Here is a 25,219-nt window from a genome sequence, read left to right as displayed (position 1 = left end):
GATAAATGCAAAAAGCCGGCAGGTCGGGGAGCGCGCAGTGGTCATGCGTGGACGAGGACTGGCACAATCGAAATAGGACAAATCCTAGAGTCTGCACAGGAACTTTTGAGGGGAGCACCCCGGCAACCGGGCCGCAAGGCCTGGTTGCACAAAGGTTTCGGCCCAGGTTCCAGGTCTAAGACCATCGTATTTCCCGAGGTTCCCTCCCAGACACAGCTCGCCAATGACACTTACCGAACTCAAATACATCGTGGCCGTGGCACGTGAAAAGCATTTTGGCCGCGCCGCCGAAGCCTGTTATGTGTCCCAGCCCACGTTGTCCGTGGCGATCAAAAAGCTGGAGGAGGAGCTCGATGTCAAGCTCTTCGAGCGCAGTGCCGGCGAAGTGTCGGTCACGTCGCTGGGAGAGGAGATCATCCGGCAGGCGCAAAGCGTGCTGGAGCAGGCCGCCGAGATCAAGGAAATCGCCAAGCGCGGCAAGGACCCGCTGTCGGGCGTGCTCACGCTGGGCGTGATCTACACCATCGGCCCCTACCTGCTGCCCGATCTGGTGCGCAACTCCATCCTGCGCACGCCGCAGATGCCGCTGATGCTGCAGGAGAATTACACCATCAAGCTGCTGGAGATGCTGCGCACGGGCGAGATCGACTGCGCCATCGTCGCCGAGCCCTTCCCCGACACCGGCCTGGCGCTGGCGCCGCTGTATGACGAGCCCTTCATGGCTGCCGTGCCCAGCACCCATGCGCTGGCCCAGAAGGACCATGTCTCCACCAGCGATCTCAAGAACGAGACCATGCTGCTGCTGGGCTCGGGCCACTGCTTCCGCGACCATGTGCTCCAGGTCTGCCCCGAGTTCGCACGCTATGCCAGCAATGCCGAAGGCATTCGCCGCACCTTCGAAGGTTCGTCGCTGGAGACCATCAAGCACATGGTGGCCGCCGGCATGGGCGTGACCCTGGTGCCGCGCCTGTCCGTGCCCGCCGATGCGCTGGAGACCACGGCGCGCCGCCGCAAGACCGACGAGCCGCACATCCGCTACCTGCCCATCCTCGAGGACGACGGCTCGGCCCCGCCCACGCGCCGCGTGGTCCTGGCCTGGCGCCGCAGCTTCACGCGCTACGAGGCCATCGCCGCCCTGCGCAACGCGGTCTACGCCTGCGCCTTGCCCGGCGTCAAACGCCTGTCCTGATGACTGCACCGCTGCGCGGGCCGTGCCTCCAGGGCCACCGCGCTTGCGTTATCGTTGCTTTCGGTCTCCGGGCGGTCTGCCCGGGGCATATTCCATCCGTACGAAGTTGAAAGGGATCCCATGGCCAAAAATGCCAGCAAAGACAAGTCCGGTGCAAAGAAGCCAGAGGCCGTGCAGGCCGCCAAGACCGTGCAGGCAGCAACGGCCGATGTCGCACCGGTGTCCGTGCGCTCCAGCGCCATCCACATCGGCATCAGCGACAAGGACCGTGCCGCCATCTCCAAGGGCCTGTCGGCCCTGCTGGCCGACACCTACACGCTCTATCTGACAACGCACAACTTCCACTGGAACGTCACGGGCCCGATGTTCAACACACTGCACACCATGTTCATGGGGCAGTACACGGAACTGTGGAACGCCGTTGATCCCATCGCCGAGCGCATCCGCGCCCTGGGCCATTTCGCACCGGGTTCCTATGCCGACTTCGGCAAGCTCACCAGTCTGGCCGACGTGCCCCACGATCCGCCCAAGGCCCTGGAGATGGTGCGCATCCTGGTGGCAGGCCATGAAGCCGTGGCACGCACGGCGCGCAGCCTCTTCCCGCTGGCCGACAAGGCCAGCGACGAGCCCACGGCCGACCTGCTGACCCAGCGCCTGACCGTGCATGAGCAGACCGCCTGGATGCTGCGTGCCCTGCTTGAAGAGTGATGCTGCACATGTCCCAAGCACCTGCCACGGCCCGGGAGTGATGACCGCGCATGCTCCGGACCTGGATTGACGCACACGCCGCCACGAGCGGCCTGTGCCTGGTACTGGCCGCCTTGGGCGGCCTTTTTTTCTACCTGCGCCTGCCCGCCGCCGCGCGGCTGCGCCATGCAGGCCTGCCGATGCCACGCGCCGCATGGCAGGGCCTGGTTGCGGCGGGCCTGCTGGCCGCGCTGGCCCTGGGCGTGATGGTGCGAGACATGCTGGGCCTGGGCCAGCCCGCAGGCTGCGACTCCTGCACCGACTGGCCGGTGCTGGACGATGCCCTGCACCAGTGGCTTGCTGGCCATGCCACCGATGCCTGGGTGCGCCCCGTGGTCGCCTTCACCCAGCTGGGCCATGTGGGCTGGATGGTGTCGCTGTCTGTTGCCGTGCTGGCGCTGCTGCTGTGGCGCCGCGACTGGCTGCATGCGGCCGCCTGGGTGGTGGCCACGGCGGGAGTCGGCCTGTGGATACGCGCCATCAAGACCAGCGTGGGCCGCCCGCGCCCCGTGGGCGGCTGGGTGCCCGAGGGCGGCTTCAGCTTCCCCAGCGGCCACAGCGCCGGCACCTTCGTGCTCTATCTGATGCTGGCCTGGCTGCTGCTGCCGTACCTGCGGCCTGCCTGGCGCTGGTGCGTGGGCCTGGCGGCCCTGGCCGTTGCCCTGGGCGTGGGGGCCAGCCGCGTCGTGCTGCGCGTGCACTATGCCAGCGATGTGCTGGCTGGCTGGCTGCTGGGCCTGGCCTGGATGGCGCTGGTGATCTGTGCCGTGGAGTGGGCGCAAACCCGCGTTGCCGGCAGGCGCGGCTGAGGCGCGCCGCCGAGCCCGCCCGCCCAGCGGCGACAATGCGGGCATTTTCGAATGTGATGCGTGCGATGGTCGGCCCACGGCCGCCATCGGCGCCCAGACGCCATGCCTACCTCCTCCTCTACGCCCATGCCTGCGCCCCGGCGCAGCAAACTGTCGCTCTACCTGGACCTGGTCCGCTTCAACCGGCCGGCCGGCTGGCTGGTCCTGGTCTGGCCCACGCTGGCCGCACTGTGGGTGGCGGCGGGCGGGTTTCCGGGCTGGCATCTGCTGGTGGTCTTCGTGCTGGGCACGGTGCTGATGCGCAGCGCCGGCTGCTGCATCAACGACATCGCCGACCGCGACTTCGACCGCCACGTCAAGCGCACCACGCAGCGCCCCATCACCTCGGGACTGGTCTCGGTGAAGGAGGCCGCGCTGCTGGGCGCGGCCCTGGCCCTGGTCTCGCTGGGCCTGGTGCTGACCACGCGCTGGGAGGCCGTGGCCTGGTCCGTGCCCGCCGTGCTGTTCACCATCCTCTACCCGTTCACCAAGCGCTTCTTCGCCATGCCCCAGGCCTTCCTGGGCATTGCCTTCAACTTCGGCATCGTCATCGCCTTCGCCGCCGTACAGGGGCAGGTGCCCGCCACGGCCTGGATTCTGTGGTTGGCCAACATGTTCCTGGTGCTGGCCTATGACACCGAATACGCCATGGTGGACCGCGACGATGACCTCAAGATCGGCATGAAGACCTCGGCCATCACCCTGGGCCGCTTCGACGTGGTGGCCGTCATGGGTTTCTTCGTGCTCTGCGGTCTGCTCACGGTCTGGGCGTTGGCACCCTTCGGCCTGGCCTGGCCTTTCTGGCTGGGCCTGGCCGTGGCTGCGGCCCAGGTGATCTGGCACTTCACCCTGATCCGCCACCGCACGCGCGAAGGCTGCTTCGTGGCATTCAGCAAGAGCCACTGGATCGGTGCCAGTCTGTTCGCGGGTGTGGCGCTGGGGTTTGCGCTGCGCTGAGGGCTCAGCGCTGAAAAAACAAGGGAGGCCGGTGCCTCCCTTTTGCATGGTGCCTGGGGCGCGCTGCGCCGGGCTCAGCGGCCGAATTCGGCGGCCAGCTCCTTGGCCCGTGTTTCCGCCGCCCGCATGGCGGCCACGAAATGCTCGGGCACCTGCTGCGCCTGCAGGTGCGTGATGGCGGCGTGGGTGGTGCCTCCTTTGCTGGTGACGCGCTGGCGCAGCACGTCGGCGCTTTCGCTGGAGCGGGCGGCCAGCTCCGAGGCGCCCTGGAAGGTGGCCACGCCCAGGCGGTAGGACTGCTCGGCCGTGAGGCCCATGTCAACGCCAGCCTGTGTCATGGCTTCCAGGAACAGGAAGACATAGGCCGGGCCCGAGCCCGACAGGGCGGTCACGGCGTCCAGGTGCGCTTCCTGGTCGACCCAGACGAACTGGCCCGTGGTGGCCACCACCTGCTCGATGGCGCTCTTGCCTGCGGCATCGACCTGGGCGCGGGCGAACAGGCCCGTCATGCCCTTGCCCACCAGGGCCGGCGTGTTGGGCATGGCGCGCACGATGCGGCCCGTGCCCAGCCACTGGGCGATGGCGTCCGTGGGAATGCCGGCGGCCACGCTCAGGTGCAGGGCCTGGGCGGTGTGCGGCGCCACGGCCTGGGCGGCTTCCTTGAAGGTCTGGGGCTTGACGGCCCAGACCACGATGCCGGCACCGTCCAGCGCGCTGGCGGCGGCCGCGGCATCGGCATGGGCCGTGATGCCGAAGTTCGTGCGCAGCGCGTCGCGTGCAGCCTCGAAGGGTTCGACGACGACGATGCGGTCTGCGGATTGGCCCTGGCCGATCAGTCCGCCGATGATGGCGCTGGCCATGTTGCCGCCACCGATGAAGGCGATGACAGGGGAGGCTGTGGAAACGGTGTTCATGCTGGTGGCGGTGGAGAAGGAAAACGAAGAGTTTAGAGCGTGTTCCCACCGTGCCAGCGCATGTCCACGCCATGGCTGGCGGCCAGGTCCAGGGGCTGCGCCGGGGCGCCGGGCCGCTGGCGCAGGGTGAGCGCGCAAGGGCCCTCTCCGCGCGTGGCAAGGCGCTGGCGCAGTGCGTCGCAGGCCGCCAGTGCCTGCACGTCTTGCAGCAGCAGGTCGAACCCCGGCAATGCCAGCCGTGCGCCCTGGTTGTCCAGCTTCTCCAGCGGCAGGCCCGGGCCCAGCAGCGCCCGGTAGCGGTCCAGGCTGGCGTCCAGGTCGTGCACGGCGACGGTCAGCGAGGCTACGCCCAGCGCGCCGTTGGGATGCTCGCGCACGCTGCCTTCGGGCACGCGCAGCGCGCGCGGCGTGACGTCGCCGCACAGGAAGGGCAGGTCGGGCGTGGCGTGGCGCGCCGTCTGCCACAGCAGTTGCGCGCCATCGGGGCGCACGCGGCCTCCGTCCACGGGGCCGATCAGGGTATCCAGCCCCCGCCCGCGCGCCTCGGCCAGGGCCTGGGAGGTGCTTTGGGGCAGCAGGGCGAAGTCCACCAGCCCTTCGCCATGGTCGCGCAGCGTGCGGTACCAGCGCTCTTCGGGCGCCGGGGAGGTCCAGGCAATGATCTCCAGGTAGGCGCCATCGGCAAAGACGACCAGTGCGTTGTGCGAGGTGCGGCCCGGATGGCGGCCGCCGATGACGACCTGGAAGCCCAGCGCGCGGTAGTCCGCCACGGCGGCCTCGAGGTCCTGCACGGCGATGACGATGTGGTCCAGCGGAAGTGCCATGAATGCTCCTGTGTTGTAAGGGGGTGCCGTCCGGATTCTCAGTCTTCTAGCTGGATCTTGTTGTCCCGCACGAAGCGGCCCCAGCGCTCATATTCCTGGCGCACCCAGCGGTCGAGGGCGGGTCCGTCCGTGGCCATGACTTCGAAGCCCGACTGCATGAGCTTGCTGCGGATGTCGGGCGTGTTCAGCGTGGCCTGGAAGTCTTCGGTGAGCTTGTGCACCGTGGCGGCCGGCGTGGCGGAAGGCGCGAAGACGCCGATCCACGAATAGGCCTCGAAGCCCGCAAAGCCCGATTCGGCCACGGTGGGAACGTCGGGCAGCTCGGGCAGGCGCTTGAGGCCGGTCACCGCCAGCGGCTTGATCTTGCCCGCCGAAATCTGGCCGCGCAGCGCCGCGTAGCTGAGCAGCGTGAGGTCGGACACATTGCCCAGCACGGCCTGCACGGCCGGGCCGCCGCCGCCGTAGGGCACGTGCAGCACGTAGGTGCCCGAGCGGCGCTTGATGTCCTCCATCACCAGGTGGTTCATGGACCCCAGGCCGGTCGATGCGTAGCTGTATTTGCCCGGGTTGCGGCGCGCCAGCTCCAGGAAGCCGGCCAGGTCCTTGGCGGGCACCGAGGCCGAAGCGCCGATCACCAGCGGAAAGCGAAGCGCCAGCGACACGCCCGTGAAGTCCTTGAAGGTGTCGTAGGGCAGCCGGGACTTGGCGATGGGATTGATGGCATGGGTGTCGAAGCTGAACAGCAGGGTGTTGCCGTCCGGGGCCGACTTGGCCACGTACTGGGTGGCGATCTGGCTGGCGGCGCCGGGGCGGTTCTCGACGATCACCGACCGCCCGGCCACCTCGCCCAGGCGCGGCTGCAGTATGCGCGCGGCGATGTCGGTGCTGCCCCCTGGCGGGAAGGTGATGACCAGCTTGAGCGGGGCGGCACCCTGCGCGAACGCCGTGCCCGCCGGCCCCAGCAGGGATGCGGCGGCCATGGCCAGCAGCAGCTGGCGGCGGTAGAGGTGGCGTGAAGGGCTGCGTGTAGGGCTGCGTGAAGGGCGGCAGGGCATGGAAACTCCTTTTCAAGCGCATTGACGGGCAGAGGGGAGAGGGGGTCTGTGCGTGGGGCCTGGCGTCAACCCATCCATTGGCTCACCGGCACGGCCGTGTCCTGGAGCTCTTGCGAGATCACATCCACCAGCGCCGGGCCGTCGTGCATCAGCGCAGCCTTGAGCGCGGCCTCGAGGTCTGCCGGGTCATGCACCTGCCATGCCTTGACGCCGAAGGCCTCGGCCACGCGGGCATGGTGGGTGCGGTTGAAGTCGACGGAGAAGTAGCGTTCATCGTAGCCGGACTTCTGGCTGGCCTTGATCCAGCCGAACACGCTGTTGGAGAACACGATCATCTTCAGCGGCACGTTGCGGCGCACGATGGTTTCCAGCTCGCCGCAGGTGAAGCCGAAACTGCCGTCGCCCATGACCGCGACGACCACGGAATCGGGCTGGCCGATGGCTGCGCCAAAGCCGGCGGACATGGCAAAGCCCAGCGCCCCGTGCGCGCGGTTGGTGATGAAGTGCCGGCCGGCCTGGGGCGCGTCGAAATAGGCCGTGAAGTAGGGGCAGGGCGTGCCGGGGTCGGCCACCACGATGGCGCGCGCGGGCAGCAGGCGGTTGAGCGTGTCCACCACGCGCTCGGGCTTGATGGGGCGCTCCAGCGAGGCGGCCAGCGGCGCGAAGAAGGCCTGCTTGGCGGCGCGCGCGGTGGCCGCCAGCGCGGCGCCGTCCGCGGCATCGGCGGGGCGGCGGGCGATGCGCTGCTGCACGGCTGCGTGCAGCGCCTGCAGACCCAGCAGGGCGTCGCCCACCAGGGCCACGTCGGTGCGGTAGTTGGTGCCTATGGTCATGGCGTCCACGTCCAGATGGACGATGGTCACCTTGCGCGAGGGCATCTGCCAGTGCTCGGTGGTAGTGGAGCCGGCGCGTGCGCCGATGAACATCACCAGATCGGCCTGCGCCACCACGGCGCGCGTGGCCTCGACGCCGCCATTGGTGCCCACCACGCCGGCATTGAGCGGATGGCTGCCGGCAAGACTGCCCTGGCCGCTGACGCTGGAGCACACGGGCGCGTTGAGCAGGGTGGCCAGCGCATCCAGCGCGGCGCTGGCGCCCGCGATGAGCACGCCGCCGCCGCAGATCAGCACGGGGCAGCGGGCCGCCACCAGACGGTCGGCAGCCTCGGCCACGGCCGCCGGATCGGGGGCGGACCGGTAGGCCGGATAGTGGTCATGCCCTGGCTGGGCCCAGACATCGGCCGGATCCAGCGTGTGCTTTTGCACGTCATAGGGCAGGCAGATATGGGTGGCGCCGGGCCGGCCCGTGGTCATGGCGCGAAAGGCGCTGCGCACGGCATGCGGAATCTGGTCCACGCGGTCGATGGTGGTATTCCACTTGGTCAGCGGCCTGTACAGCGCCTGCTGGTCCAGTTCGGTCAGCGGGAACTTGCCACGCGCGCCCACGGAAACGTCCGAGGTGATGCCCAGCACGGGCACCGAGGACTCGTTGGCCTCGGCCAGGCCGGGCAGCAGGTAGGTGGCGCCGCCGCCGCTGGGGCCTTCGCACACGCCCACCTTGCCGGTGACGCGCGCATAGGCGTCGGCCATGTAGCCGGCGCTGCGCTCGTCCCGCGTGAGGATGTGGTCCATGCCGTGGTCCAGCCGCGCCATGGCGTCGTAGAAGGGCAGGCTGGTGTCGCCGCACAGGCCGAAGATGTGCTTGACGCCGTTGAGCTGAAGCATGCGGACCATGGCGTCGGCGCCATTGAAAGCGGTGGTCATGTCGGGAGTCTCCGGGCAGGTTGGATGAGGGGTTTTTAAGAATCCATTTCAGTATACTTAAAAGTATCCAAAGCGCCAGAGGGCACAATGGCGCCATGAAAATCTCCAACATCCGCCACGAACGGGGCTCCAGCGTCTACAGCACGCTGCGTGACATGGCCATTTCCTACGAGTTCAAACCGGGCGAGCGCCTGAGCGAGAGCGAACTGGCCCTGCGCCTGGGCGTGAGCCGCACGCCCGTGCGCGAGGCACTGACGCGGCTGGTGGCCGACGGTTTTCTGCTGCCCGCCAGCCGCGGCTACATGCGGCGCGAACTGGACGTGAAGGAGTCGCTGGACCTGTACGAGGCCCGCGTGGCCGTGGAGCGCGAATGCGTGCGCTTGGCCGTGGAGCGCGCCACCGATGCCCAGATCGACGAGGCGCGGGCCTATCTGGAGCAGAGCCAGCGCGTGGCCTCCGACACGCCGGTGCGGCAGCTGGTGGACCTGGACGAGGGATTCCATCTGCGCATTGCCGACATGGCTGGCAATGCCGAGCTGCGGCGCATGCTGGTGAGCCTGAACGAGCGCATCCGCTTCATCCGGTGGATCGACATGGAGAACGTGGGGCGCGCCTCCACCCAGCACGAGCACCTGGAAATCCTGCAGGCCTTGAGCGACCGCGACGCCCAGGCCAGCGAACGCCTGATGGCCGAGCACATCGGCCTGCGGCGCGAGCAGATCGTGGAGGCGATTGCGCGCGGTCTGACGCGCATCTACCTGCCGCAGGAGCAGGTGCAGGCCACGCCCTGAAGCGCCTTCAGGGGGCGCAGGGCGTCGAGGGCCGGTAGGCGGTGACCAGGATCTGGTTGGCCTGCGCCGGGTTGAAGTTGTCGTCGCTGGCGAACACCAGCACGCGCGTGCCATCGGGCAGCGGCGGGCCCCAGGCCATGGCCTCCATGTTGTCCAGCCGCCCTCGCTGAACCGTGGACAGGTCCGCAATCAGCTGCTTGGCTGCCACCTGCGGCGGGTTGCGCATGAAGCTGTCCATGGCCAGCGTATCGGGCGCTTGCAGGCCGATGCGGTACAGCCGCGCGCCAAAGCCGTGGCCCGGGCTGTAGGAGCGCTCCAGTACCAGCAGATGGTCGGGACCGTCCGGCAGGATTTCGCTGATGCCGTTGACCTCGCGCTGGGGCAGGGCCCAACTGGCGGCCGGCACGGCATCGGGCTGGTAGGCGATCTGGCGCAGCAGCCGGCCGTCGTCCAGGCTGACCAGGCTGATGCGCACGGGCGCGCCTGCCGTGGCGGCGCTGGCGCGCGGTCCGTCCTGGCGCAGCGGCGCCTCCAGGGCCAGCCAGGCCTGCTGTCCGTCCGGCGTGACGGCCAGCCCCTCGAAGCCGAAGTTCGAGCGCAGGCCCGGCCTGCCGTCCTTGTCCTTGAATGCGTAGAACCACCGCGCGATCTGGCGGCCCGTGGCGTCGGTCCTCACCAGCGAGGTGCCAAAGCCCCGGCCCGGGTCGCCTTCATCGGTCCACAGCAGGCCGCCGTCCGGCAGCAGGCGGATGGCTTCGGGGTCGGGCACGGGCTGGGTGGCGGGCGCAGCGTGGCGCGGGAGCAGCCGCTGGCCCTGGGCATCGCGCAGCGGGTGCAGCTCGGTGATCCGCGCCTGCCAGGGATTGGAGCCGGCGCGCTGCCCGGCAGGAACCTGCTCCACGCGCAGCCGCATCCAGCGTGCGGGCCCGCGCGCCGAGCGGTCATCGCTGATGGCCACGTAGTCGCCGCGCTGCGTGTCGTAGTCCAGGCCCGAGATGCCGCCGGTGGTGGCGCCATGGATGGGCTCATCGCGCGCAGTCGTGGTACTGCCCAGCCATTGCAGGCGTGCGCAGGCGGTGGGCTGCGGGACCGGCAGCGCCTGCGGTGGCGCGGCACAGCCGGCCAGCCACAGGCCGCAAGCAACCAGGCTGGCAAGCCGGCGCAAGACAGTCAGCCTCAGGCCGCCAGCGCGGTCTGGGCCACCGCATGCTCCCAGCGCGCCATCAGCTCGTCGGCGCGGTGCTTGTCCAGCGTGGGCACGAAGCGGCGCTCGGCCTTCCACAGCGCCGACAGTTCCTCGGTGCTCTGGTAGATGCCCGAGGACAGGCCCGCCAGGTAGGCCGCGCCCAGGGCCGTGGTCTCCACGCAGGCCGGGCGCACCACGGGAATGCCCAGCAGGTCGGCCTGGAACTGCATGAGCAGGTTGTTGACGCAGGCGCCGCCGTCCACGCGCAGTTCGCTCACCGGCGCGCCGCCGCTGGCCACCGCGTCGCGGCTCATGGCCAGCAGCAGGGCGGCGCTCTGGAAGGCGATGGATTCCAGCGCGGCCCGCGCAATGTGGGCCATGGTGGTGCCGCGCGTCAGGCCCGTGATGGTGCCGCGCGCATCGGGCTTCCAGTAGGGGGCGCCCAGTCCGGTGAAGGCCGGCACCATCATCACGCCGCCCGAGTCGGGCACGCTCTCGGCCAGTTGCTGCACCTGGCCGCTGTGCTCGATGGCGCGCAGCCCGTCGCGCAGCCACTGGACCACGGCGCCGCCCACGAAGACGCTGCCTTCCAGCGCATAGGCCGGCGCAGCGCTGGGCTGTGCCGCAGCGGTGGTCAGCAGGCCGTTGGCAGAGGTCTGGAACACGCCGCCTGTGTGCATGAGCATGAAGCAGCCCGTGCCATAGGTGTTCTTGGCCATGCCGGCGGAAAAGCAGGCCTGGCCGAAGAGGGCGCTTTGCTGGTCGCCGGCCACGCCGCCGATGGCGATCTCGCCGCCCAGCACCTCGGCTGCCGTGCGGCCGAAATCGGCGGCGGAAGGCAGCACCTCGGGCATCAGCGCGCGCGGAATCTCCAGCAGCGCCAGCAGATCGTCGTCCCACTGGTTGGTGTGGACGTTGAACAGCATGGTGCGGCTGGCGTTGGAGACATCGGTCACATGGCGGCGTCCGCCCGTGAGCTGCCAGATCAGCCAGCTGTCCACGGTGCCGAAGGCCAGTTCGCCGCGCTCGGCGGCGGCGCGTGCGCCATTGACGTTGTCCAGGATCCAGCGCAGCTTGGTGCCCGAGAAATAGGCGTCGATCAGCAGGCCGGTCTTGCCCTGGATGGTGTCGGCATGGCCGGCCTCGCGCAGCTGGGCGCACAGCGGCTCGGCGCGGCGGTCCTGCCAGACGATGGCGTGGTGCAGGGGCTGGCCTGTGGCGCGGTTCCAGACCACGGTGGTCTCGCGCTGGTTGGTGATGCCCAGGGCGCGGATGTCGGCCGCCGCCAGCCCGGCCTTGGCCAGGGCCTCGCGCGCCGTGGCCAGCTGGGTGCGCCAGATCTCGCGCGGATCGTGTTCGACCCAGCCGGGGCGGGGATAGATCTGCGGCAGCTCCAGCTGGGCAGAGGCCACGATGCGGCCCTGGGTGTCGAAGACGATGCTGCGCGAGCTGGAGGTGCCCTGGTCCAGGGCAAGCAGATAGGTCATGGTGCGGTATCCAGGAAAAGCAGGGCCGGTGCGCGTGTCCTGTGCGGGCGGTGGCGCAGCGGCTGCGGAAAACTTATTGCGCCACCACGCATTGCACCTCGGCTTCGCGAAGCAGTGCGTCGAAGGGCGCAGGGGGCGCGGTATCGGTGAACAGGCGGTCGATCTGGTCCAGGCGTGCCAGCTCCACCATGGCCTGGCGGTGGAACTTGCTGTGGTCGGCGGCCAGCCAGACCTCGCGCGACTGGGCAATGATGGTCTGGGCCACCTTGACCTCGCGCATGTCGAAGTCGCGCAGGCTGCCATCGGGCTCGATGGCCGAGATGCCGATCAGGGCGATGTCCACCTTGAACTGGCGTATGAAATCCACGGCGGCCTCGCCCACGATGCCCCGGTCGCGCGTGCGCACCACGCCGCCGGCCACGATGACTTCGCAGTCGGCGTTGGAGCTGAGGATGGCCGCCACGTTGAGGTTGTTGGTGATCACGCGCAGGCCCCGGTGCTTGAGCAGGGCCTGGGCCACGGCCTCGGTGGTGGTGCCGATGTTCAGGATCAGCGAGCAGCCGTTGGGAATGGCCTCGGCCACGGCGCGCGCAATGCGCGACTTGCCTTCGGCATGCAGCACCTGGCGCTGGGGGTGGCCCAGGTTCTCGACCGTGGCGCTGGGCACGCGCACGCCGCCGTGAAAGCGCACCATCAGCCCGGCATCTGCCAGCTTCTGAATGTCGCGGCGCACGGTCTGAAGCGTCACGCCCAGGATCTCGGCCAGCTGCTCCACCGTGGTGGACTGGCGGCTGCGGACTTCGTCCAGCAGCTGTAGTTGGCGGGGGTTGGTGTTCACGGCAAATCCATCGGAGGGGCGATCGGGGGGGCGGGTGGATGGTCGGGCAGTCAATCGGGCCGGGCGACGGGTTTATAGCGCATTTGACGCGGCCAGCCGTGGGCTGGGGAACTTTAAAACGAAGAAAAAGGAACAGCACCTAGGGTATGTGTTGATGGGCTGCGATCCGGAAAGAACAAAAATGAAGACGTTCGGGCCTTCAAACGCGCTTTGGAGGCCCGCCTTTCTCCTTGTTCAAATGCTGCCCCGGTGGCGGCCTCGTCAAAAGAGGGCAGTCGTGGAACTGGTGTTGGAGAGAATCAGCAAGCGTGTGGGCGGCCAGACCTGGCTGCACCCCATGCACCTGGAACTGGAAAGCCGCGCGGTGACCGTGCTGCTGGGCGCCACGCAGGCCGGCAAGACCAGCCTGATGCGCATCATGGCCGGCCTGGACGTGCCCACCGAAGGCCGGGTGCGCGTCGATGGCGTCGATGTGACCGGCATGCCCGTGCGCGAGCGCAACGTGGCCATGGTCTACCAGCAGTTCATCAACTATCCCTCGCTCACGGTGGCGGACAACATCGCCTCGCCGCTGAAGCTGCGCGGCGATCGCGACGTGGCGCAGCGCGTGCGCGCCCTGGCCGAGCGGCTGCACATAGAGATGTTCCTGGACCGCTATCCGGCCGAGCTGTCGGGTGGCCAGCAGCAGCGCGTGGCCCTGGCGAGGGCGCTGGCCAAGGGCGCTCCGCTGATGCTGCTGGACGAGCCGCTGGTCAACCTCGACTACAAGCTGCGCGAGGAACTGCGCGAGGAGCTGACCCAGCTGTTCGCCACCGGCAGCTCCACCGTGGTCTACGCCACCACCGAGCCCGGCGAGGCCCTGCTGCTGGGCGGCCACACGGCCGTGCTGCACGAGGGGGAGCTGCTGCAGTACGGCCCCACGGCGGAGGTGTTCCACCGACCCAATTCGCTGCGTGTGGCGCGGGCCTTCAGCGATCCGCCCATGAACCTGGTGCCCGCGCAGGCCGTGGACACCGGGTTGGAGCTGCCCGGCGGCGCGCGGCTGCCCATGGCGCTGCCGGTGGGCCTGGCCGTTGCCCGACCCCTGACCCTGGGCCTGCGCGCCAGCGCGCTGCGCCTGCAGGCCCGGCCCGGGGATGTGGCGCTGCAAGGCGTGGTGGAACTGGCCGAGATCTCGGGGTCGGACACTTTCGTGCATGCCACCACGCCCTGGGGCGAGCTGGTGGCCCAGGTCACGGGCGTGCACCACCTGGACCTGGGCAGCGCGGTCACGCTGCACCTGGACCCGGCCCATGCCTACGTGTTCGGCACGGACGGCGCGCTGCTGCTGGCGCCGGCGCGGCCCGGAGGACGATGAGATGGCCCGCATAGAACTCGATCTGGCCCACTCCTACAAGCCGAACCCGCAGCAGGACAGCGACTATGCGCTGCTGCCGCTGAGCATGGTCTTCGAGGACGGCGGCGCCTATGCGCTGCTCGGCCCCTCGGGCTGCGGCAAGACCACCATGCTCAACATCATGTCGGGCCTGCTGGTCCCCTCGCAGGGCAAGGTGCTGTTCGACGGCCGCGACATGACGCGCGCCACGCCCCAGGAACGCAACATTGCCCAGGTGTTCCAGTTCCCGGTGATCTACGACACCATGACCGTGGCCGAGAACCTGGCCTTTCCGCTGAAGAACCGCCGCATGCCTGCCGACCGCATCCGCGCCCGCGTGGGCCAGATCGCCGAGATGCTGGAGATGAGCGGCCAGCTCGACCAGCGCGCGGCGGGCCTGTCGGCCGACGCCAAGCAGAAGATCTCGCTGGGCCGGGGCCTGGTGCGGCCCGATGTCTCGGCCGTGCTGTTCGACGAGCCGCTCACGGTGATCGACCCCCAGCTCAAGTGGCAGCTGCGCCGCAAGCTCAAGCAGATCCACCACGAGCTGCGGCTCACGCTGATCTATGTGACGCACGACCAGGTGGAGGCCCTGACCTTTGCCGATCAGGTCGTGGTCATGACGCGTGGCCGTGCCGTGCAGGTGGGCACGCCCGCCCAGCTTTTCGAGCGGCCCAGCCACGCCTTCGTCGGCCACTTCATCGGCTCGCCGGGCATGAACTTCGTGCCGCTGCAGCAGGACGGCGGCCGGCTGCTGGCCGAGGGCCAGTACCTGTCCCTGCCCGCCGCACTGGCCAGCGTGGCGCCCGGCCTGCCCCTGAGCCTGGGCATACGCCCCGAGTACCTGGCACTGGCCTCGGCCGACGCGCCCGGTGCCGTGGCCTGCACGGTGGAGCGCGTGCAGGATGTGGGCACGCACCAGCTGCTGGTGGCGCGCCTGGGCGAGCGGCTTCTCAAGCTGCGCTGCGGCGCCGACGCCTTCCTGCCCGCCGCAGGGCAGACCGTCTGGGTGCAATTGCAGGGCCCCCACACCTGCTACTACGTCAACGAGGAGCTGCAGGCATGAGCCAGACCATCAAGCCCGTCAACCAGAAGGCCTGGCTGCTGATCCTGCCGGTCATCATCTGCGTGGCCTTCTCGGCCATCATCCCGCTGATGACGGTGGTGAACTACTCGGTGCAGGACATCATCAGTCCCGACCGGCGCGTGTTCGTGGGCACGGAATGGTTTGCCCAGGTCATGCGCGACGAGGAACTGCACTCGGCCCTGCTGCGCCAGATCGGCTTTTCGCTGGCCGTGCTGCTGGTGGAGATCCCGCTGGGCATCGCCCTGGCCCTGTCCATGCCGGCCCAGGGCTGGAAGGCCTCGGCGGTGCTGGTCGTGGTCTCGCTGTCGCTGCTGATTCCGTGGAACGTGGTCGGCACCATCTGGCAGATCTACGGCCGCGCCGATATCGGACTGCTGGGCGCGGCGCTCAACGCGCTGGGCGTGGACTACAACTACACGGGCAATGCCACCCATGCCTGGCTCACCGTGCTGGTCATGGATGTCTGGCACTGGACGCCGCTGGTGGCCCTGCTGTGCTACGCGGGCCTGCGCTCCATTCCCGACGCCTACTACCAGGCCGCGCGCATCGACGGCGCCAGCAAGTTCGCGGTGTTCCGCTACATCCAGCTGCCCAAGATGCGCGGCGTGCTGATGATCGCCGTGCTGCTGCGCTTCATGGACAGCTTCATGATCTATACCGAGCCCTTCGTGCTCACGGGCGGCGGGCCCGGCAATGCGACCACCTTCCTGTCGCAGTACCTGACGCAAAAGGCCGTGGGCCAGTTCGACCTGGGGCCGGCGGCGGCCTTCTCGCTGATCTATTTCCTCATCATCCTGCTGCTGTGCTTCATCCTCTACAACTGGATGCAGCGCGTGGGCACGGCAGACAAGGAAGGGGCAAAAGAATGATCACCACGCTCCCTTCGTTCACTGCCTCCTCGAGGGGGCTCGGCCTGCCTTGGGGTGGCCCTGCGGGAGGCCGGACATGACTGAAGACCGCCGTTTCCACAAGCGCACGCTGTTCCTCGTCGCCTACCTGCTGTTCGCCGTGCTGCCCATCTACTGGATGGTCAACATGAGCTTCAAGACCAACGAGGAGATCCTGTCGAGCTTCTCGTTGTGGCCCCAGCATTTCACCTGGGCCAACTACCAAACCATCTTCACCGACGCCTCCTGGTACTCGGGCTACATCAACAGCCTGATCTACGTGGCCATCAACACCGTGATCTCGCTGACGGTGGCGCTGCCGGCGGCCTATGCGTTCTCGCGCTACCAGTTCCTGGGCGACAAGCATGTGTTCTTCTGGCTGCTGACCAACCGCATGACGCCGCCGGCCGTCTTCCTGCTGCCCTTCTTCCAGCTCTACACCACGGTGGGCCTGATGGACACGCACATCGCCGTGGCCCTGGCCCACCTGCTGTTCAACGTGCCGCTGGCCGTCTGGATCCTGGAGGGTTTCATGAGCGGCATTCCGCGCGAGATCGACGAGACGGCCTATATCGACGGCTACTCCTTCCCGCGCTTTTTCCTCACCATCTTCCTGCCGCTGATCAAGGCCGGCGTGGGCGTGGCGGCCTTCTTCTGCTTCATGTTCAGCTGGGTGGAACTGCTGCTGGCGCGCACGCTGACCAGCGTGAACGCCAAGCCCATCGTGGCGACCATGACGCGCACCGTCTCGGCCTCGGGCATGGACTGGGCGACGCTGGCGGCGGCGGGCGTGCTGACCATCGTGCCGGGCGCCATCGTGATCTGGTTCGTGCGGCATTACATCGCCAAGGGGTTCGCAATGGGGAGGGTGTGAGGCACCCCCTGAGGCGCTTGCGCGCCTTCCCCCCGTGGCACGGCGCCTCTCTACCCGCTTCGCGGGGGAGGGGGACGACAGCCTCGCGGCGGGGCGGCCCTTGCTTGCTGTCCCTCGCTTGGGGCCGCGCCAGTTTCGACGGGCAGTGGTTTTTGTTTCTGAAAGGACTCGTCAATGTTTTCCTGGATGGCCTGGACGCTGCCGGTGGCGGTGTTCTTCAGTTGCATCGTGCTGATGCTGGTGGGCATGACGCTGTGGGAGTTGCGCAGCCCGACCGTGATGCGCAAGGGCTGGCTGCCGATGGCGACGACGCGCGGGGACCGGCTGTTCATCGGGCTGCTGCTGGCGGCCTATGTCAATCTGGCCTGGGTGGGGCTGGGCGAGAAGATGGCGCAGTGGTTCTCGCTGGAGGCCGAGCCTTCGGTGTGGATCAGTTTCGTGCTGTCCATGCTCGTGCTGGCCGTCGTGATGCGCAAAGGCTGATCACTTCATTCCATTTATCGACAGCCGGGTCCGAAGCTCCCCCGGGGCCCGCTGGTGCATGTGCATGTCGGGGAGACAGCAAGAATCTAGGAGACGGCAGATGAAACAACGACTTCACACCATCGCCCTCGCGGCGGCCCTGCTGGCGGCGGGGCAGGCGGCCTGGGCCGGAGAGGCGGAAGCCAAGAAGTGGATCGACGCGGAGTTCCAGCCCAGCACGCTGTCCAAGGACCAGCAGATGGCCGAGATGAAGTGGTTCATCGAGGCGGCCAAGAAGCTGCAGGCCAAGGGCGTCAAGGAGATCGCCGTGGTCTCCGAGACCATCACCACGCACGAGTACGAGAGCAAGACGCTGGCCAAGGCCTTCACCGAGATCACGGGCATCACCGTCAAGCACGACCTGATCCAGGAAGGCGACGTGGTCGAGAAGCTGCAGACCTCGATGCAGTCGGGCAAGTCCATCTATGACGGCTGGATCTCCGACTCCGACCTGATCGGCACGCACTACCGCTACGGCCGCATCATGAGCCTGACCGACTACATGGCCGGCGCCGGCAAGGACTTCACCAATCCGGGCCTGGACATCAAGGACTTCATCGGTACCAGCTTCACCACCGCGCCCGACGGCAAGCTCTACCAGCTGCCCGACCAGCAGTTCGCCAACCTCTACTGGTTCCGCGCCGACCTCTTCGAGCGCAAGGACCTCAAGGACAAGTTCAAGGCCAAGTACGGCTACGAGCTGGGCGTGCCGCTGAACTGGAGCGCCTACGAGGACATCGCCGAGTTCTTCACCAACGACGTCAAGCAGATCGACGGCAAGCCTGTCTACGGCCACATGGACTACGGCAAGAAGGACCCCTCGCTGGGCTGGCGCTTCACCGATGCCTGGCTGTCCATGGCCGGCGCGGCCGACAAGGGCATTCCCAACGGCATGCCCGTCGATGAATGGGGCATCCGCGTGGCCGACGACAAGTGCACGCCCGTGGGCGCCTCGGTCTCGCGCGGGGGCGCCACCAACTCGCCGGCCGCCGTGTTCGCGCTTACCAAGTACGTGGACTGGATGAAGAAGTATGCGCCCAAGGAAGCCATGGGCATGACCTTCGGCGAGTCCGGCCCCGTGCCGGCCCAGGGCCATATCGCGCAGCAGATCTTCTGGTACACCGCCTTCACGGCCGACATGACCAAGCCCGGCCTGCCCGTGGTCAATGCCGACGGCACGCCCAAATGGCGCATGGCGCCCGGCCCCAACGGGCCGTACTGGAAGGACGGCATGCAAAACGGCTACCAGGACGTGGGCAGCTGGACCTTCTTCAAGGACCATGACGCCAACCGCACGGCCGCCGCCTGGCTCTACGCGCAGTTCGTCACCGCCAAGACCACCAGTCTCAAGAAGACCATCGTCGGCCTGACGCCCATCCGCGAAAGCGACATCCGCTCCAAGGCCATGACGGACATGGCGCCCAAGCTCGGCGGCTTGGTCGAGTTCTACCGCAGCCCCGCCCGCGTGGCCTGGACGCCCACTGGCAACAACGTGCCCGACTATCCCAAGCTGGCCCAGCTGTGGTGGAAGAACGTGGCCCAGGCCGTCACCGGCGAGAAGACGCCCCAGGGCGCCATGGACAACCTGGCCGAGGAAATGGACCAGGTCATGGCCCGCCTGCAGCGCGCAGGCATGGCGCACTGCGCGCCCAAGCTCAACCCCAAGGGCGACCCGGCCAAGTGGCTCAGCGACAAGCAGGCGCCGTGGAAGAAGCTGGCCAATGAAAAGCCCAAGGGCGAGACGATTGCGTATGACACGCTGCTCAATGCCTGGAAAAACGGAAAAGTTCGGTAAAAGCACCCCCTGAGGCGCTGACGCGCCTTCCCCCGTATGCACGGCGCCCTCTCTCGCTTCGCGGGAGGGGGACGACGCCCTCGCCGCGAGGCGGCTCTTGCTCGGCGTCCCTGAGTTGGGCCGCGCCGGTTTTGGACGGCATGCCCTGTGCTGGCATCGCAGTCCATCGTTGGGGCTTCCGGGGTCGCAAAAACACAAAACGAAAGATAGCGAAGAAAAAAATACAAAAACGAGCGAAAATAGCGGAAAACCCGATTCCGTCCCCTTCGCATTGGGCGCAGGCGTGGCGTCCCGGGTGCTGACATGGCGGCTACATGGCGCCCTGTTAACTTGCCCCACATTCCTTCGTCGAAGATCCATGTCCCTCGCTGCTTCCCCTCTGCCCACCGGCCGCGCCGCCCTGCTGGAACGCCTGGCCCAGCCTGAAACCTACGATCTGGCCATCATCGGCGGCGGTGCCACCGGCCTGGGCGTGGCCCTGGACGCGGCGGCGCGCGGGTTCAAGGTCGTGCTGGTGGAGTCGCATGACTTCGCCAAGGGCACGTCCTCGCGTGCCACCAAGCTGGTCCATGGCGGCGTGCGCTACCTGGCGCAGGGCAACATCGCCCTGGTGCGGGAAGCGCTGCATGAGCGCACCACGCTGCTGCACAACGCGCCCCACCTGGCGCAGCCGCTGGCCTTCGTCATGCCGTCCTACAAGCTGCTGGACACGCCGTTCTATGGCATCGGCCTCAAGATGTATGACGCGCTGGCCGGCAAGGCAGGCCTGGGCGCCACGGAATTCCTCTCGCGCTCCAGCACCGTGAAGTGCCTGCCCACCGTGCGGCAGCAGGGCCTCAAGGGCGGCGTCAAATACTGGGACGGCCAGTTCGACGATGCCCGACTGGCGCTGGCGCTGGCCCGCACGGCCGCTGCCAAGGGCGCGCTGCTGGTCAACTACTGCCCCGCACATGAACTGCTGCACGAAGGCGGCAAGGTCGCCGGCCTGATCTGCGAAGACTCGGAATCCGGCCAGCGCTTCACGCTGCGCGCCAAGTGCGTGGTCAACGCCACCGGCCCCTGGGTGGACCTGTTCCGCCAGCAGGACGCCGAGGCCCAGGGCCGTCCCGTCAAGCCCATGGTCGCGCCCAGCCAGGGCGTGCACGTGGTCGTGGACCGCGACTTCCTGCCCAGCGACCATGCCCTGCTCGTGCCCAAGACGGCCGATGGCCGCGTGCTCTTTGCCGTGCCCTGGCTGGGCAAGGTCATCCTGGGCACCACCGACACGCCGCGCAACGACCTGGCGCGCGAACCCCTGCCTTTCCCCGAAGAACTGGACTTCATCCTCACCGAGGCAGGCCGCTACCTCACGCGCCAGCCCACGCTGGCCGACGTGCGCAGCATGTGGGTGGGCCTGCGCCCGCTGGTCAAGCCCCAGGACGACGATGGCGAAAACACCAAGAAGATCAGCCGCGAGCACACCGTCATGTCCAGCCGCACCGGCCTGGTGACCGTCACGGGCGGCAAGTGGACCACCTACCGCGCCATGGCCGAAGACGTGCTCTCCGAATGCTTTGCCATCGGCCGCCTGCCGCACCGCCCCGGGGGTGTCACGGCCCGCCTGCCGCTGGCCGGCGCCCCGGCCGAGTCCGCCGTGCACCACCGCATGAACCAGATCCAGGGCCTGCATTCCTACGGCACGGAAGCCTCGGCGGTGCAGGCGTTGCCGGGCAACGACGAATGGCTGGCCGACGGCCTGAACGAAGCCATGGTGCGCTTTGCCGCGCGCTTCGAATACGCGCGCACCGTGGAAGACGTGCTGGCGCGCCGCAGCCGCCTGCTGTTCCTCGATGCGCGCAAGGCCGCCGAAGTGGCCCCGCGCGTGGCGGCCATCCTCCAGGAGGAGCTGGGACACGACGCCGGCCTGGCGGACTTCATGCCGCTGGCGGCGCAGTACCTGCCTGCCTGATCCTGTCCATCTCCATGCACAACGCCCTGCAACGCAGGGCGTTGTGCTTTCTGCGTAAGACGCTTGCGCCACGCATGATTGTCAAAATTGATGAATATATGTACTCGATTGGTTTTATGAATGAGAATGCGGTTCATGGCGCCCAGCTTCAGTGCCAGTGAACAGCAGCCAGCACAAGGCTGACGAGGGAGGGAAGCAAAAAGAAAGCGCTTGAAAGTGCGTTTTCCGCAGGGCAAGGGCCGCGCCCAAGCCCGACGCGGTGGCCCCAAAGCCGCTGCGCGGTCTGTGCCGTCGTCGGCGCGGTCCGTCCGCAGCCAACAATTGCGTTGAGTCTGCCACCCTTTGCCGAGCCCGCGTGGCTCGGCTTTTTTATGGGCGTCTCCGGTGGCATGGGCCGCTCGGGAGGCCCGGGCGGCCCCTCGGTTGCCGGCACCCTTGTGGGCGTTGCGCAACGCTGCCGGGCAGGGGCGGGAAAAGTCGCTAAGGGTTTGACGCGCAAAGGAATTTCTGGGACAATCCCATGCTTCACGTGAAAATCGTGAAGTTATCTGCCCAGTGGAAGCGCCGAGAAATGGTTTTTGGCGTGGACGACGGGCCCAAGACTGACTGGCTGCTCGCGGCCCTTGAGAAGACTCTGGGGCTGTCGGGTGTTTGCTGGAGCAAGTTGGGAATATTGAAATGATCCAAACAGAATCTCGGTTAGAGGTTGCCGACAACACCGGCGCGAAGTCTGTTCAGTGCATCAAGGTGCTGGGCGGTTCTCATCGTCGCTATGCGAGTGTTGGTGACATCATCAAGGTGAGCATCAAGGAAGCTGCACCGCGTGGACGCGTCAAAAAAGGCGAGGTCTACAGCGCGGTCGTGGTGCGCACGGCGAAGGGTATTCGCCGCGCTGATGGCTCGCTCGTCAAGTTCGACGGCAATGCCGCCGTGCTGCTGAACGCCAAGCTGGAGCCTATCGGCACCCGCATCTTTGGCCCCGTGACTCGTGAACTGCGCAACGAAAAGTTCATGAAGATCGTGTCCCTGGCACCTGAAGTTCTCTAAAGGAAGCACCATGAACAAGATTCGCAAGGGCGACCAAGTCATCGTGCTGACCGGCCGTGACAAGGGCAAGCAAGGCGTGGTCTCGGCTCGCAAGGACGACTCCCACCTGCTGATCGACGGCATCAACCTGGTGAAGAAGCACGTCAAGCCGAACCCCATGAAGGGCACCACCGGCGGCATCGTGGAAAAGGCCATGCCTATCCACCAATCCAACGTGGCCATCTTCAATGCAGCGACCGGCAAGGCCGATCGCGTGGGCATCAAGGTGCAAGCCGACGGCACGCGCGTTCGCGTGTTCAAGTCCAACGGCGCCGAAATCAAGGCGGCCTAAGGGGTAACACATGGCACGACTGCAAAAACTGTATCGCGAAAAGATCGCGGCTGAACTGAAGGAAAAGTTCGGCTACACCTCCACCATGGAAGTGCCCCGCCTGACCAAGATCACCCTGAACATGGGTGTGAGCGAAGCCGTGGCCGACAAGAAGGTGATGGACAACGCCGTGGCCGACCTGACCAAGATTGCTGGTCAGAAGCCCGTGGTGACCAAGGCCAAGAAGGCTATCGCCGGCTTCAAGATCCGCGAAGGCCAGGCCATCGGCTGCATGGTGACCCTGCGTGGCGTTCAGATGTATGAATTCCTGGATCGTTTCGTCACCGTGGCTCTGCCCCGCGTGCGTGACTTCCGTGGTATCTCCGGCCGTTCGTTCGACGGTCGCGGCAACTACAACGTCGGCGTCAAGGAACAGATCATCTTCCCCGAAATCGAGTACGACAAGGTGGACGCTCTGCGTGGTCTGAACATCAGCATCACGACTACGGCAAAGACCGACGACGAGTGCAAGGCACTGCTCGCCGCTTTCCGTTTCCCCTTCAAGAACTGAGGTGGCGCATGGCTAAAGTTGCATTGATTCAGCGCGAACTCAAGCGCGAAAAGCTGGCGGCCAAGTACGCTGCCAAGTACGCAGAACTGAAGGCAATCGCCGCTGACGCAAAGCGCAGCGACGAAGAGCGCGACGCCGCTCGCCTGGGCCTGCAGAAGCTGCCCCGTAACGCGAACCCCACTCGCCAGCGCAACCGCTGCGAGATCACGGGTCGTCCCCGTGGCACCTTCCGTCAATTCGGTCTGGGCCGCGCCAAGATCCGTGAACTGGCCTTCGCTGGCGACATCCCCGGTGTCACCAAGGCCAGCTGGTAAGCAAGCAGGAGAGATTAAACATGAGCATGAGTGATCCCATCGCTGACTTGCTGACCCGCATCCGCAATGCACAAATGGTCTCCAAGACCACCGTGACGGCTCCTTCCTCCAAGGTCAAGGTTGCCATCGCCCAGGTGCTGAAGGATGAAGGCTACATCGACGGCTTCCAAGTGAAGACCGACGCTGGCAAGTCCGAACTCGAAATTACCCTGAAGTACTACGCCGGCCGTCCGGTGATCGAGCGCATCGAGCGCGTGAGCCGTCCCGGCCTGCGCGTGTACAAGGGCCGCGACGCAATCCCCCAGGTCATGAACGGTCTGGGCGTGGCCATCGTCACCACTCCCAAGGGCGTGATGACGGATCGCAAGGCACGCGCCACCGGCGTGGGCGGCGAAGTGCTGTGCTACGTGGCCTAACGGACATTAAGGAGAAATACTGAAATGTCTCGCGTAGCAAAGACTCCCGTGGCCATCCCCGCAGGCGTGGATGTGTCCATCAAGGCTGACCAGATCAATGTGAAGGGCACCGGCGGCACGCTGTCGCTGGCCCAGAACGTTCTGGTGAAGATCTCCAACAACGAAGGCAAGCTGTCTTTCGAGCCCGTCAACGACTCGCGCGAAGCCAACGCCATGAGCGGCACCATGCGTCAGCTGGTGAACAACATGGTGGTGGGCGTGAGCAAGGGCTTCGAGAAGAAGCTGTCGCTGGTCGGCGTGGGCTTCAAGGCTTCGGCCTCTGGCGCCAAGCTGAACCTCGCGATCGGCTATTCGCACCCGGTGAACTTCGAAATGCCGGCCGGCATCACTGTTGCCACCCCCACGCCCACGGAAATCGTGGTCAAGGGTGCTGACCGCCAGGCCGTTGGCCAACTGGCTGCTGAGATCCGTGCCGTTCGTCCTCCCGAGCCCTACAAGGGCAAGGGCATCCGTTACTCGGATGAGAAGGTCGTGATCAAAGAGACCAAGAAGAAGTAAGGAGCTGCATTATGTTGACCAAGAAAGAGCAGCGTCTCCGTCGTGCCCGCCAGACCCGCATCCGCATTGCACAGCAAGGCGTGGCACGTCTGAGCGTGAACCGTACGAACCTCCACATCTACGCAAGCGTGGTGTCGGAAGACGGCACCAAGGTGCTGGCTTCGGCCTCGACTGCCGAAGCCGAAGTGCGCACCCAACTGGGCGCCATCGGCAAGGGTGGCAACGTGGCTGCCGCTACGCTGATCGGCAAGCGCATTGCCGAGAAGGCCAAGGCTGCAGGCGTGGAGAAAGTGGCTTTCGATCGCGCTGGTTTCGCATACCACGGCCGCGTGAAGGCTTTGGCAGAAGCCGCTCGTGAAGCCGGCCTGCAGTTCTAAGCGGAGCGGATAGAAATGGCAAAGTTTTCTCCCAAGGTGCAAGACGAAGGTCGTGACGACGGTCTGCGCGAAAAAATGATCGCGGTGAACCGCGTCACCAAGGTTGTGAAGGGCGGTCGTATCCTCGGCTTCGCTGCACTGACCGTGGTTGGCGACGGTGATGGCCGTGTTGGCATGGGCAAGGGCAAGTCCAAGGAAGTGCCTGCAGCCGTGCAAAAGGCGATGGAAGAATCCCGTCGCAACATGATCAAGGTGTCCCTGAAGAACGGCTCGATCCATCACACCGTGATGGGTCAGCATGGCGCAGCATCCGTGATGCTGAACCCCGCTCCCAAGGGTACCGGCATCATCGCCGGCGGCCCGATGCGCGCCGTCTTCGAAGTGCTGGGCATCACCGACATCGTGGCCAAGAGCCATGGCTCGTCGAATCCCTACAACATGGTCCGCGCGACTTTTGACGCTCTGAAGAACTCCACGACCCCTTCGGAAGTGGCAGCCAAGCGCGGCAAGTCGGTTGAAGACATCTTCACCGCCTGATC

Annotated in this window: 29 protein-coding genes; 22 read left to right on the top strand and 7 right to left on the bottom strand. The window is 66.9% G+C overall.

Going from position 1 to position 25,219, the window contains the following annotated elements; genetic code table 11:
* Positions 1-223: 223 nt before the first annotated feature.
* The 4 genes from ACF8LI_RS02295 (at position 224) to ubiA (ending at position 3,741) form a co-directional block, all read left to right on the top strand.
* Complete coding sequence (locus ACF8LI_RS02295; RefSeq protein ID WP_016449154.1) at positions 224-1,189, top strand: LysR substrate-binding domain-containing protein; 966 nt, start codon at positions 224-226, stop codon at positions 1,187-1,189.
* Positions 1,190-1,309: 120 nt separating this feature from the next.
* Positions 1,310-1,897, top strand: coding sequence for a Dps family protein (locus ACF8LI_RS02290; protein ID WP_016449155.1), 588 nt, complete (start codon positions 1,310-1,312; stop codon positions 1,895-1,897).
* Positions 1,898-1,947: 50 nt separating this feature from the next.
* Complete coding sequence (locus ACF8LI_RS02285; RefSeq protein WP_016449156.1) at positions 1,948-2,745, top strand: phosphatase PAP2 family protein; 798 nt, start codon at positions 1,948-1,950, stop codon at positions 2,743-2,745.
* A 126-nt stretch (positions 2,746-2,871) separates the two neighbouring features.
* Positions 2,872-3,741 (top strand): 4-hydroxybenzoate octaprenyltransferase, encoded by an 870-nt coding sequence (ubiA, locus tag ACF8LI_RS02280; RefSeq protein ID WP_016449157.1) that lies wholly within the window; start codon positions 2,872-2,874, stop codon positions 3,739-3,741.
* Between the two features lie 74 nt (positions 3,742-3,815).
* Here ubiA and proC read toward each other — a convergent pair whose 3' ends face one another.
* The 4 genes from proC to ACF8LI_RS02260 form a co-directional block, all read right to left on the bottom strand.
* Positions 3,816-4,655: a pyrroline-5-carboxylate reductase gene (gene proC / locus ACF8LI_RS02275; protein ID WP_043789166.1), complete on the bottom strand. Its 840-nt coding sequence runs from the start codon at positions 4,653-4,655 to the stop codon at positions 3,816-3,818.
* 32 nt (positions 4,656-4,687) lie between these two features.
* Entirely contained in the window at positions 4,688-5,479 is a 792-nt protein-coding gene (locus ACF8LI_RS02270; RefSeq protein WP_280047574.1) for a VOC family protein, read from the bottom strand.
* Between the two features lie 38 nt (positions 5,480-5,517).
* Positions 5,518-6,534 carry a tripartite tricarboxylate transporter substrate binding protein gene (locus tag ACF8LI_RS02265; RefSeq protein ID WP_016452013.1) on the bottom strand — a complete coding sequence of 339 codons (1,017 nt, stop codon included), beginning with the start codon at positions 6,532-6,534 and terminating at the stop codon, positions 5,518-5,520.
* A gap of 65 nt (positions 6,535-6,599) precedes the next feature.
* On the bottom strand, positions 6,600-8,297 hold the full coding sequence (locus ACF8LI_RS02260; protein WP_071954198.1) for a thiamine pyrophosphate-binding protein: 1,698 nt from the start codon (positions 8,295-8,297) through the stop codon (positions 6,600-6,602).
* 95 nt (positions 8,298-8,392) lie between these two features.
* Between ACF8LI_RS02260 and ACF8LI_RS02255 the strand changes: the two genes are divergently transcribed.
* On the top strand, positions 8,393-9,088 hold the full coding sequence (locus ACF8LI_RS02255; RefSeq protein WP_016449162.1) for a GntR family transcriptional regulator: 696 nt from the start codon (positions 8,393-8,395) through the stop codon (positions 9,086-9,088).
* A 7-nt stretch (positions 9,089-9,095) separates the two neighbouring features.
* Here the strand turns inward: ACF8LI_RS02255 and ACF8LI_RS02250 are convergent, their stop codons facing one another.
* From ACF8LI_RS02250 to ACF8LI_RS02240, 3 genes are all read right to left on the bottom strand, one after another.
* A complete protein-coding gene (locus tag ACF8LI_RS02250) occupies positions 9,096-10,253 on the bottom strand; it encodes an esterase-like activity of phytase family protein (protein WP_392411903.1) in 1,158 nt (385 codons plus the stop codon).
* A gap of 11 nt (positions 10,254-10,264) precedes the next feature.
* Positions 10,265-11,761 (bottom strand): glycerol kinase GlpK, encoded by a 1,497-nt coding sequence (glpK, locus tag ACF8LI_RS02245; RefSeq protein ID WP_392411901.1) that lies wholly within the window; start codon positions 11,759-11,761, stop codon positions 10,265-10,267.
* A 73-nt stretch (positions 11,762-11,834) separates the two neighbouring features.
* Positions 11,835-12,599, bottom strand: a complete 765-nt coding sequence (locus tag ACF8LI_RS02240; protein WP_016452008.1) for a DeoR/GlpR family DNA-binding transcription regulator — start codon at positions 12,597-12,599, stop codon at positions 11,835-11,837.
* Between the two features lie 277 nt (positions 12,600-12,876).
* Between ACF8LI_RS02240 and ACF8LI_RS02235 the strand changes: the two genes are divergently transcribed.
* The 17 genes from ACF8LI_RS02235 to rpsE all read left to right on the top strand — a co-directional run bounded on the left by ACF8LI_RS02235 (position 12,877) and on the right by rpsE (position 25,217).
* Entirely contained in the window at positions 12,877-13,956 is a 1,080-nt protein-coding gene (locus tag ACF8LI_RS02235) for an ABC transporter ATP-binding protein (RefSeq protein WP_017406111.1), read from the top strand.
* 1 nt (position 13,957) lies between these two features.
* On the top strand, positions 13,958-15,040 hold the full coding sequence (locus ACF8LI_RS02230; protein WP_016449167.1) for an ABC transporter ATP-binding protein: 1,083 nt from the start codon (positions 13,958-13,960) through the stop codon (positions 15,038-15,040).
* Positions 15,037-15,930: a carbohydrate ABC transporter permease gene (locus ACF8LI_RS02225; RefSeq protein WP_016452005.1), complete on the top strand. Its 894-nt coding sequence runs from the start codon at positions 15,037-15,039 to the stop codon at positions 15,928-15,930. Before ACF8LI_RS02230 ends, ACF8LI_RS02225 begins: the two co-directional genes overlap by 4 nt.
* A gap of 76 nt (positions 15,931-16,006) precedes the next feature.
* Positions 16,007-16,822, top strand: a complete 816-nt coding sequence (locus ACF8LI_RS02220; protein WP_013804448.1) for a carbohydrate ABC transporter permease — start codon at positions 16,007-16,009, stop codon at positions 16,820-16,822.
* Between the two features lie 174 nt (positions 16,823-16,996).
* A complete protein-coding gene (locus ACF8LI_RS02215) occupies positions 16,997-17,305 on the top strand; it encodes a DUF2160 domain-containing protein (RefSeq protein ID WP_016449169.1) in 309 nt (102 codons plus the stop codon).
* A 100-nt stretch (positions 17,306-17,405) separates the two neighbouring features.
* Positions 17,406-19,139, top strand: a complete 1,734-nt coding sequence (locus ACF8LI_RS02210) for an ABC transporter substrate-binding protein (RefSeq protein WP_016449170.1) — start codon at positions 17,406-17,408, stop codon at positions 19,137-19,139.
* Positions 19,140-19,497: 358 nt separating this feature from the next.
* On the top strand, positions 19,498-21,087 hold the full coding sequence (locus ACF8LI_RS02205) for an FAD-dependent oxidoreductase (protein WP_392411899.1): 1,590 nt from the start codon (positions 19,498-19,500) through the stop codon (positions 21,085-21,087).
* Between the two features lie 14 nt (positions 21,088-21,101).
* Positions 21,102-21,248, top strand: a complete 147-nt coding sequence (locus tag ACF8LI_RS02200; RefSeq protein WP_191625539.1) for a hypothetical protein — start codon at positions 21,102-21,104, stop codon at positions 21,246-21,248.
* 359 nt (positions 21,249-21,607) lie between these two features.
* Positions 21,608-21,769, top strand: coding sequence for a hypothetical protein (locus tag ACF8LI_RS02195; protein WP_016449172.1), 162 nt, complete (start codon positions 21,608-21,610; stop codon positions 21,767-21,769).
* The gene (rplN, locus tag ACF8LI_RS02190) at positions 21,766-22,134 is read left to right on the top strand and encodes a 50S ribosomal protein L14 (protein WP_016449173.1); all 369 of its coding nucleotides are present in this window, start codon (positions 21,766-21,768) and stop codon (positions 22,132-22,134) included. The genes ACF8LI_RS02195 and rplN overlap by 4 nt, the downstream gene beginning before the upstream one ends.
* A 10-nt stretch (positions 22,135-22,144) precedes the next feature.
* Complete coding sequence (gene rplX / locus ACF8LI_RS02185; protein WP_016449174.1) at positions 22,145-22,465, top strand: 50S ribosomal protein L24; 321 nt, start codon at positions 22,145-22,147, stop codon at positions 22,463-22,465.
* A 10-nt stretch (positions 22,466-22,475) separates the two neighbouring features.
* Positions 22,476-23,015 (top strand): 50S ribosomal protein L5, encoded by a 540-nt coding sequence (gene rplE, locus ACF8LI_RS02180; protein WP_016449175.1) that lies wholly within the window; start codon positions 22,476-22,478, stop codon positions 23,013-23,015.
* A gap of 8 nt (positions 23,016-23,023) precedes the next feature.
* Positions 23,024-23,329 carry a 30S ribosomal protein S14 gene (gene rpsN, locus ACF8LI_RS02175; protein WP_012202967.1) on the top strand — a complete coding sequence of 102 codons (306 nt, stop codon included), beginning with the start codon at positions 23,024-23,026 and terminating at the stop codon, positions 23,327-23,329.
* Between the two features lie 20 nt (positions 23,330-23,349).
* Entirely contained in the window at positions 23,350-23,745 is a 396-nt protein-coding gene (gene rpsH / locus ACF8LI_RS02170; protein WP_016449176.1) for a 30S ribosomal protein S8, read from the top strand.
* Positions 23,746-23,769: 24 nt separating this feature from the next.
* Positions 23,770-24,303 (top strand): 50S ribosomal protein L6, encoded by a 534-nt coding sequence (rplF, locus tag ACF8LI_RS02165; protein ID WP_016449177.1) that lies wholly within the window; start codon positions 23,770-23,772, stop codon positions 24,301-24,303.
* Between the two features lie 11 nt (positions 24,304-24,314).
* Positions 24,315-24,680, top strand: coding sequence for a 50S ribosomal protein L18 (gene rplR, locus ACF8LI_RS02160; RefSeq protein ID WP_012202970.1), 366 nt, complete (start codon positions 24,315-24,317; stop codon positions 24,678-24,680).
* A gap of 15 nt (positions 24,681-24,695) precedes the next feature.
* Positions 24,696-25,217 (top strand): 30S ribosomal protein S5, encoded by a 522-nt coding sequence (gene rpsE, locus ACF8LI_RS02155; protein WP_016449178.1) that lies wholly within the window; start codon positions 24,696-24,698, stop codon positions 25,215-25,217.
* The last annotated feature ends 2 nt before the right edge of the window (positions 25,218-25,219 follow it).

It is taken from the genome of Delftia sp. WSY_12 (assembly GCF_043104645.1).
In the GTDB taxonomy this organism is placed as follows: domain Bacteria; phylum Pseudomonadota; class Gammaproteobacteria; order Burkholderiales; family Burkholderiaceae_C; genus Comamonas; species Comamonas tsuruhatensis.
This window is presented reverse-complemented; position numbering and strand designations above follow the sequence as displayed.